10 protein-coding genes are annotated in these 8,851 nt (G+C 71.6%); 9 read left to right on the top strand and 1 reads right to left on the bottom strand.

Translation table 11 applies throughout. The features are described from left to right. From KBX39_RS14805 to KBX39_RS14790, 4 genes are all read left to right on the top strand, one after another. Positions 1-1,319, top strand: a 1,319-nt coding sequence (locus KBX39_RS14805; RefSeq protein ID WP_210871078.1) for a TldD/PmbA family protein, incomplete at its 5' end; no start/stop codon positions are given. A 228-nt stretch (positions 1,320-1,547) separates the two neighbouring features. After that, on the top strand, positions 1,548-2,369 hold the full coding sequence (locus KBX39_RS14800; protein ID WP_043328416.1) for a hypothetical protein: 822 nt from the start codon (positions 1,548-1,550) through the stop codon (positions 2,367-2,369). Positions 2,370-2,379: 10 nt separating this feature from the next. Continuing rightward, a complete protein-coding gene (locus KBX39_RS14795) occupies positions 2,380-4,302 on the top strand; it encodes a fumarate reductase/succinate dehydrogenase flavoprotein subunit (protein WP_043328415.1) in 1,923 nt (640 codons plus the stop codon). Then, positions 4,292-5,401 carry a succinate dehydrogenase/fumarate reductase iron-sulfur subunit gene (locus KBX39_RS14790; protein ID WP_043328414.1) on the top strand — a complete coding sequence of 370 codons (1,110 nt, stop codon included), beginning with the start codon at positions 4,292-4,294 and terminating at the stop codon, positions 5,399-5,401. The genes KBX39_RS14795 and KBX39_RS14790 overlap by 11 nt, the downstream gene beginning before the upstream one ends. A gap of 80 nt (positions 5,402-5,481) precedes the next feature. On the opposite strand, the gene KBX39_RS14785 is transcribed toward KBX39_RS14790, so the two are convergent. Further along, the gene (locus KBX39_RS14785; RefSeq protein ID WP_181373769.1) at positions 5,482-5,925 is read right to left on the bottom strand and encodes a (deoxy)nucleoside triphosphate pyrophosphohydrolase; all 444 of its coding nucleotides are present in this window, start codon (positions 5,923-5,925) and stop codon (positions 5,482-5,484) included. Positions 5,926-6,109: 184 nt separating this feature from the next. On the opposite strand from KBX39_RS14785, the gene KBX39_RS14780 reads away from it, so the two are divergent. From KBX39_RS14780 to KBX39_RS14760, 5 genes are all read left to right on the top strand, one after another. Further along, a complete protein-coding gene (locus KBX39_RS14780) occupies positions 6,110-6,418 on the top strand; it encodes a 4a-hydroxytetrahydrobiopterin dehydratase (RefSeq protein ID WP_018784696.1) in 309 nt (102 codons plus the stop codon). A 31-nt stretch (positions 6,419-6,449) separates the two neighbouring features. Then, entirely contained in the window at positions 6,450-6,812 is a 363-nt protein-coding gene (locus KBX39_RS14775; protein WP_018784695.1) for a PH domain-containing protein, read from the top strand. 23 nt (positions 6,813-6,835) lie between these two features. After that, positions 6,836-7,549, top strand: a complete 714-nt coding sequence (locus KBX39_RS14770) for a vancomycin high temperature exclusion protein (RefSeq protein ID WP_210871077.1) — start codon at positions 6,836-6,838, stop codon at positions 7,547-7,549. Positions 7,550-7,755: 206 nt separating this feature from the next. After that, positions 7,756-8,487 (top strand): class I SAM-dependent methyltransferase, encoded by a 732-nt coding sequence (locus KBX39_RS14765; protein WP_104115168.1) that lies wholly within the window; start codon positions 7,756-7,758, stop codon positions 8,485-8,487. 84 nt (positions 8,488-8,571) lie between these two features. Next, positions 8,572-8,851, top strand: a 280-nt coding sequence (locus tag KBX39_RS14760; RefSeq protein ID WP_369010113.1) for an N-acetyltransferase family protein, incomplete at its 3' end; no start/stop codon positions are given.

The raw sequence follows: 8,851 nt of genomic DNA, 5'->3' as shown, positions 1-8,851 counted from the left end.
GCACCGACCTGGCCCTGACCCGGTTCGCCAACTCGTTCATCCATCAGAACGTGTCCGAGACCGGTGTCTCCGTACACCTGCGGTTGCACGTGGACGGGCGGACCGCGACCGGCAGCGGCAGCCGGGTCGACGCCGACGGGCTGGCCGCCCTGGTCGAGCGGACCCGGGCCGCGGCCCGGCTCGCGCCGCCCGACCCGGCCTGGCCGGGACTGACCGCGCCGACGCCCGTGCCGTCCGGCCCGGCCACCGACGAGGCCACCGCGTTCGCCTCGCCCGGCGAGCGGGCCGAGCGGGTACGCGCGTTCGTGGACGCGGTCGACGGGCTGGAGGCGGCCGGCTACTGCCGCACCGCGTACCGGTCGGGGGCGTTCGCCAACTCGGCCGGGCACACGGCGGCCGGAAGCGCGGCCGAGGCGGCCATGGACGGCATCGCCCGCGCCGGCGCCGCGGACGGGGTGGCGCGGCTCTGCGCCGACCGGCTCGCCGACCTCGACGGCGCGGCGCTCGGCGCGCACGCGGCGGCGAAGGCACGGGCCGCGGCCGACCCGGTCGAGCTGCCGCCCGGGCACTACGAGGTGGTGCTCGAACCGGCTGCCGTCGCCGACCTGCTGCAGAACCTCGCCTGGTTCGGCTTCAACGGCAAGCGGTACGCCGAACGGCAGTCGTTCGCCGAGCCGGGCACCGCCCAGTTCGACCCGCTGGTGACGCTGGTGGACGACCCGCTGCACGCCGGTACTCTGCCGTTCGACCTGGAGGGCACGCCGCGGCGGGCGTTGCCGCTGGTCGAGGGCGGCATCACCGGGGCGGTGGCGTACGACAGGCGCGGCGGCGCGGAGGCGGGCAGCGGGTCGACCGGCCACGGCATGCCGGGTAGCGCGACGTTCGGGCCGATCCCGCACAACATCCGCCTGCTGGCGGATCCGGGCGTCGCCGATGCGGGCACGACAGTCGCGGCCGGGCCGGTGAGCGCTGGCGTCACCGGAGCGGTGGGCGACCCGGACACCGCCGCGCTGGTGGCCGGGATGCGGCGCGGGCTGCTGGTGAGCGACTTCTGGTACACGCGGGTGCTGGACCCGAAGCAGCTGGTGGTCACCGGGCTGACGCGCAACGGGGTGTGGCTGGTCGAGGACGGCGTGCCGACCCGGGCGGTGCGCGACTTCCGGTTCACCGAGTCGTACCCGCGGGCGCTGGGGCCGGGGCGGGTGCTGGGCCTGGGCCGGGCGCCGGTCCGGCAGCCGGGCCGGGTCGACGGGTCCTGGTACGAGGCGCCGACGCTGCGGCTGTCCTCCTGGCACTTCACCGGCGGCGCGTCCGGGTGATCCGGCGCGTCGCCGGGCGCACCCGCGGCGCCGGTCGGCGCACCGTTCGACCGACCCGCCACATTGATCATGAACTGACTCTTTCCAAGCTGCGGGACACACGGGACACTGCGTTGCGCGGCCGGGCCGTGAAGATCGGCGTAACGTGTGTCACTTAGCCGCACCGGTTCGCCGGTGTGGCCTCGTGCGTGCGCAAGACGTGACAGTGACGTCAGGGAGATGACTCGAATGACAACTACGTCGGCCAAGACGCCGAGATCGCAGCCGCGGGGAGGGCGGGCGCGCGCCGCCATCGCGGCGAAGACGTTGCGGACCGACCGGTGGTGGTTCGCTCCGCTGATCACCGTGGTCGGGCTCAGCGCGTGGGTCATCTACGCGACGGTCCGGGTCTTCATGCACAAGTGGTACTGGGTGGAGCAGTACCACTACCTGACACCGTTCTACTCCCCCTGCGTCACCGACCGCTGTGTCGAGGGCTCCTCGCACTTCGGCCAGTTCCTGCCCGGCTGGTGGATCATCCCGGACGCGGCGCTCACCCTGCCGTTCCTGCTGCTGTTCCGGCTGACCTGCTACTACTACCGCAAGGCGTACTACCGGTCGTTCTGGCTGTCGCCGCCGGCCTGCGCGGTGCCGGACGGTCACCAGTCGTACAGCGGTGAGACGCGGTTCCCGCTGCTCGGGCAGAACCTGCACCGCTACTTCTTCTACGCCGCCGCGATCATCTCGCTGATCAACACCTGGGACGCGATCCTGGCCTTCCACTCCCCCGACGGCTTCGGCTTCGGCCTGGGCAACATCATCCTGGTCGGCAACGTGGTGATGCTGTGGGCGTACACGATCTCCTGCCACTCCTGCCGCCACATCATCGGCGGGCGGCTCAAGCACTTCTCCAAGCACCCGATGCGCTACAAGGCGTGGACCGGGGTGTCCTGGTTGAACGTCCGGCACATGCAGCTCGCCTGGATCACCCTGGGCACCCTGGCGCTCACCGACTTCTACGTGATGGCGGTCGCCGCCGGCTGGATCAACGACCTGCGGTTCATCAACTGAGAGCCTGGACATGACTGAGACGCGAATCGAACGACACCACTACGACGTCGTCGTGATCGGGGCCGGCGGCGCCGGCCTGCGCGCGGCGATCGAGGCCCGGCTGGCCGGCAAGAAGACCGCGATCATCTCGAAGTCGCTGTTCGGCAAGGCGCACACGGTGATGGCCGAGGGTGGCGCCGCCGCCGCGATGGGCAACGTGAACTCGCGGGACAACTGGCAGGTGCACTTCCGGGACACCATGCGCGGCGGCAAGTTCCTGAACAACTTCCGGATGGCCGAGCTGCACGCCAAGGAGGCGCCGCAGCGGATCTGGGAGCTGGAGACGTACGGCGCGCTGTTCGACCGCACCAAGGACGGGAAGATCTCGCAGCGCAACTTCGGCGGCCACGAGTACCCGCGCCTGGCGCACGTCGGCGACCGGACCGGCCTGGAGCTGATCCGTACGCTCCAGCAGAAGATCGTCTCGCTCCAGCAGGAGGACAAGCAGGAGTTCGGCAGCTACGACGCGCGGATCCGGGTCTTCTCCGAGACCACGATCACCGAGTTGCTGCTCGACGGCGACCGCGTCGCCGGCGCGTTCGGCTACTACCGCGAGTCCGGCGAGTTCATCCTCTTCGAGGCGCCCGCCGTGGTGCTCGCCACCGGCGGCGTCGGACGGTCCTACAAGGTCACCTCGAACTCCTGGGAGTACACCGGGGACGGCCACGCGCTGGCGCTGCGCGCCGGGGCGACGCTGATCAACATGGAGTTCCTCCAGTTCCACCCGACCGGCATGGTCTGGCCGCCCTCGGTGAAGGGCATCCTGGTCACCGAGTCGGTGCGCGGCGACGGCGGGGTGCTGAAGAACTCCGAGGGCAAGCGGTTCATGTTCGACTACGTCCCGGACGTGTTCCGCAAGCAGTACGCGGAGACCGAGGAGGAGGCGGACCGCTGGTACACCGACCCGGACAACAACCGGCGTCCGCCGGAGCTGCTGCCCCGTGACGAGGTCGCCCGCGCGATCAACAGCGAGGTCAAGGAGGGCCGGGGTACGCCGGCCGGCGGCGTCTACCTGGACATCGCCTCCCGCAAGTCGGCCGAGGAGATCCGCCGCCGCCTCCCGTCGATGTACCACCAGTTCAAGGAGCTGGCCGACGTCGACATCACCAAGGAGCCGATGGAGGTCGGCCCGACCTGTCACTACGTGATGGGCGGCGTCGAGGTCGACCCGGACTCCGGCGCGGCGTACGGCACGGTGCGCGGGCTCTACGCCGCCGGTGAGGTGTCCGGCGGCATGCACGGCTCCAACCGGCTCGGCGGCAACTCCCTGTCCGACCTGCTGGTCTTCGGCAAGCGCGCGGGCGGGCACGCGGCCACGTACACCGATCAGCTCACCAGCCGCCCGGCGGTGTCGGTGGCGGCGGTGGAGGCCGCCGTGGAGACGGCGCTGGCGCCGTTGCAGCGCGACACCGGCGAGAGCCCGTACCAGCTCCAGCAGGACCTCCAAGCGGTGATGGGCGACCTGGTCGGCATCATCCGGCGCGAGGGCGAGCTCGCGGACGCCATGCGCCGGCTGGCCGAGCTGCGGGAGCGGGTGGCGAAGGTGAGCGCGGTCGGCGGCCGGCGCTACAACCCGGGCTGGCACCTGGCGCTGGACCTGCGCAACATGCTCGTGGTCTCGGAGTGCACCGCGATGGCGGCGCTGGAGCGGCAGGAGTCGCGCGGCGGGCACACCCGGGAGGACTACCCGGCGATGGACCCGAAGTGGCGGCGGGTCAACCTGGTCTGCTCGCTGGACGGGGACGCGGTCCGGCTGACCCACAAGCCGCTGCCGAAGATGCGGCCGGAGCTGATCGGGCTGTTCGACCGGGCCGAGCTGGCCAAGTACCTGACCGACGAGGAACTCGCCGAGTTCGACGCCCTCACCGAGGAGGCGAACACTGATGGGAAGTAAGCGCCAGTTCCGCATCTGGCGGGGCGACGAGACCGGCGGCGACCTGAAGGACTACACGGTCGAGGTGAACGAGGGCGAGGTGGTCCTCGACGTGATCCACCGGCTGCAGGCCACCGAAGCGCCGGACCTGGCGTGCCGGTGGAACTGCAAGGCCGGCAAGTGCGGCTCCTGCTCCATGGAGATCAACGGCAAGCCGCGGCTGGGCTGCATGACCCGGATGTCGACGTTCGAGGAGTCCGAGACCGTCACGGTCACCCCGCTGCGCACGTTCCCGGTGATCCGGGACCTGGTCACCGACGTCTCGTTCAACTACGAGAAGGCCCGGGAGACCCCGGCGTTCGCGCCGCCGGCCGACGTGGCGCCCGGCGACTACCGGATGCAGCAGGTCGACGTGGAGCGCTCGCAGGAGTTCCGCAAGTGCATCGAGTGCTTCCTGTGCCAGAACGTCTGCCACGTGATCCGGGACCACGAGGAGAACAAGCCGGCGTTCTCCGGCCCCCGGTTCTTCATCCGGGCGGCCGAGCTGGACATGCACCCGCTGGACGCGCGTACCGACCGCCGGGAGTACGCGCAGTCCGACATGGGACTCGGCTTCTGCAACATCACCAAGTGCTGCACCGAGGTCTGCCCCGAGCACATCAAGATCACCGACAACGGGATCATCCCCATGAAGGAACGGGTCGTCGACCGCAGGTACGATCCCCTTGTGTGGCTCGGTAACAAGATCTTCCGGAGGGGTCAGGTGCCTCAGACCAGCGCGACCAGCGGGCATTCCAGCGGTGCCGTCACGTCCGGAGGGGCGCACGGCGGGGCGCACGCGCACTCCGGCGGAACGCACTCGCACGGCGGGGTGCACTCGCACGCGGGCGGCTCGCACGACAGCGCCGCCGAGCGTCAGGCCCAGCAGGGCGTCAACTGGCACCGCGAGGTGCCGCACCCGACCGCCCCGGCGGTGGACGCCAACGGCAAGCTGCCGCTGACCGAACTGACGTTCAACCGGGCCGCCGCGCCGTCGCCGTTCGGCGACGACGTGACGTTCCCGCTGCCCCCGGAGCACCTCAACTTCGCCCACCCGCAGCAGGACGAGCCGAAGCACTGAACGACAGCACGACGACGGGGGCCAGCGGCACACGCCGCCGGCCCCCGTCCCGTTTCGGCCCGCCTGTCCGGTCCGGAGCCTCAGTCGGACGCGGCGAGCAGCGGACGCAACGCGGCCACGATCGGCACGTCGGCCGGAAGCCAGTCGACGCTGTCCAGCTCGGCGGCGGAGAGCCAGCGCAGCTCCGCGTGCTCCAAGGCCTTCGGCTGGTCGCCGTGCAGCAGGCGGGCGGCGTAGACGCGCAGCACGGACCGGCCGTGCGCCATCCGTACGTCACGGCCGACGCGGGCGCCGACAGCCACCCGAACGCCCAGCTCCTCGGCGCACTCGCGGGCCAGCGCGTCGGTCTCGGCCTCACCCGGCTCGACCTTCCCGCCGGGGAACTCCCACCGGCCCGCCACCTCGGGGGGCGCGGAGCGCTCGCACGCCAGCACCCGGCCGCCCTCGATGATCGCGGCCCCGACGACCACCCTCGGCTCCCGCCGGTCGGCGTGTCCGCCCCCGCTAATCCGTTCGGTCCGCACGGGCCACCAGCGTGCCAGATCAATCGGCGGTTTGGGTAGCTGCGTCGGCCGTCAGGTCAGCAGAACACGGAAGTGTGGGCGTGGACACACCATCTGAGTGGCGAGAGACTAGAGAGCGTCGACTGGGACACGGGATGGCGACGATTTGGCCACAAGCCGGCAACGACGCCTGGGAGGTGCGGTGATGCGCGTGCTGTTCAGCGGCCGTGCGAAGCACGACTACCTCAGCGACGCACTGGCCCTGCTGTCGGGATGGACGCGCGAGGGCGAACAGATCCGCCGCACGATCGTCCTCGACGACACCCAGCACGCCGCGCTCACCGAACGGGTGGCGGTGGTCGCCGACGCGCTGCGGCTGCGGCCGGAGATCAGCCGCCGGGCCGATCGTACCCAGATCCGGCTGGGCCACGGCGACGGCGAGCCACTCACCGAAGGTGAGGTGCTGCTCGCGGCGCGCATCGAGGACGCGGTCCGCGCGGTCACCGAGCCCTGAGCGCTGGCGCGCCCCGCCTACCCTCAGATGCATGTCTGGCCCCACGTACGACCGCAAGGAACAGTTCCAGCAGATCCAGAGCGGGCTGCTGCCCGGTGAGCAGATCATCGCCGTCTACGACGCGGTGGGCACCGGCACCGGCTTCATCGGCCTGACCGACCGGCGGGTGATCATCCAGGACCGCTCCTTCGTCGGCAAGCGGTACGCCATCACCAGCATCCCGTACTCGAAGATCACCAGCGTGAGCGTGGTGAGCAACAAGTCCTGGGGTGGCTCGTTCTTCTCCACCGGGTCGATCGCCGTGCACGTCGGCACGCACACCTACGAGGTCGAGTTCCGGGGCGCGGAGAAGAGCCACCACGTGCACAACGTGATCCTGCACCACATCTCCTGACCTGCACTGGCACAATCGCCGCCATGCGAGGGCTGACGGCGCGCTGGCGGGCCTGGCGGGGCGACCACCGCCGGGCCGTACGCCTGGTCCGCCGGCTCCTGGTGCTCGCCACGGCCGCCGTGGTGCTGCTGGGCGCCGCCACGATCGCCAGCGTGACCTGGGTCCGCGGCGCCGCCGAGGGTCGCCTGTTCGGCGCCGCGGACGTGCCCGAGACGCCGGTCGCGCTGGTGCTGGGCACCAGGGTGGACCCGGACGGCACCCCGGCGCCGTTCCTCGCCGGCCGGCTGGAGATCGCCCGCCAGTTGTACGCCGCCGGCAAGGTCAAGGTGCTCCTGCTCTCCGGCGACCACATGGACTGGGACTACGACGAGCCGGACGCGATGCGGCGCTGGCTCGTCGAGCGGGGCGTCCCGGCGGAGAAGACGGTGCTGGACCATGCCGGCTTCGACACGTACGACTCGTGCGTGCGCGCGCACCGCATCTTCGGGGTTCGGCGGGCCACTGTGGTCACCCAGTCGTTCCACCTGCCGCGCGCGGTGGCGCTCTGCCGGGCCGCCGGCATCGAGACCGTCGGCGTCGGCGACGACACCGCCCGCCGGTACGCCGGCCAGTGGCGGATCAGCTCCACCCGGGAGCACGCCGCCTGCGTCAAGGCCGCCGTGGACGTGCTCAGCGGGCGCGACCCGGTGCACCTCGGCCGCCGGGAGACCGCTGTGGACGACGCGCTGCGGGCGTAATCCGGTTGTCGCCCCGGTCGGCTGCTGGTCTGCTGGACCCCTCGAAGCCGACCGGAGGGAGCACCGCCATGCCACACGCTGCGAAGCCCAACCGACCCGTCGTCACCCTTGCCGAAACGAGGCTTCGTGTTTCCGTACCCCATTCCGGCGGAGGTCGCTGACCTCGCGCCGCGTCCTGTCCCTTCCGCCCGGCGGGAGGGCGTGTGATGTCCGTCTTCGACGATCCCGGCTTGTTCGGCCGGCTCTGGGCCGACACCTACGACGGCCCCGGCAATCCCGACCCGGCCCCGGCCGTCGACTTCCTCGCACCGCTGGCCGAGGGCGGCCCGGTGCTCGAACTGGCGGTCGGCACCGGCCGGGTGGCCCTGCCGCTGGCCGCCCGCGGTCTGACCGTGGAGGGCGTCGAGGCGTCCCCGGAGATGGTCGCGCACCTGCGCGCCAAGCCGGGCGGCGCGGACCTGCCCGTGACCATCGGCGACATGGCGGACGTCCCGGTCGCCGGGCCGTACCGTCTGGTCTTCCTGGTGTTCAACACGCTGTTCAACCTGGTCTCCGAGGAACGCCAGGCGGCGTGCTTCCGCAACGTCGCCCGGGTGCTCGCGCCCGGCGGGGCGTTCGTCATCGAGACGTTCGTGCCCGACCCGGCGGACTTCGACCGGGACGAGCAGGTCCAGGTGCGGGAGGTGACCGAGGACTCGGCCACCATCCGCGTGCACCGGTACGACCGCGCGGCGCAGACGTTCGTGCGGCAGACCGTCACGTTCGACGCCTCCGGCGTGCACCTGAAGCCGTTCGCCATGCGCTACGCCTGGCCGGAGCAGGTCGACGAGCTGGCGGAGCGGGCCGGGCTGCGGCTCACCGAGCGGTACGCCGACTGGGACCGGTCGCCGTTCGACGCGGACAGCCGCTCGCACATCTCCGTCTACCGGCGGCGGTAGCGCTCACGTCGAGGGGCCGGGCGTCGTCCCGGCCCCTCGACGCGCGACTACGCTGACGACCGCCGGTCCGGACAGGGGGAACCGATGACTGTCACCGTCGTCGCGATGGACGACTCGCACGCCGACGCCGTGCTGGAGATCTACCGTCTGGGCATCGCCGAGGGCAACGCCACGTTCGAGACCGAGCCGCCGGACTGGGCGCGGTTCACCGCCACCCGGCTGCCCGGCCACCGCTGGGTGGCGCTCGACGAGGCAGGCGACGTGCTCGGCTGGGTGGCCTGCTCCGCTGTCTCCGACCGCTGCGTCTACGCCGGTGTGGTCGAGCACTCCGTCTACGTGCACCCGCGGGGGCGCGGGCGCGGGG

Source organism: Micromonospora sp. D75 (assembly GCF_018070405.1).
Classification (GTDB): Bacteria; Actinomycetota; Actinomycetes; order Mycobacteriales; family Micromonosporaceae; genus Micromonospora; species Micromonospora chalcea.
The sequence above is the reverse complement of the archived record's forward strand: the minus strand, read 5'-3'. Positions and strand labels throughout refer to the sequence as shown.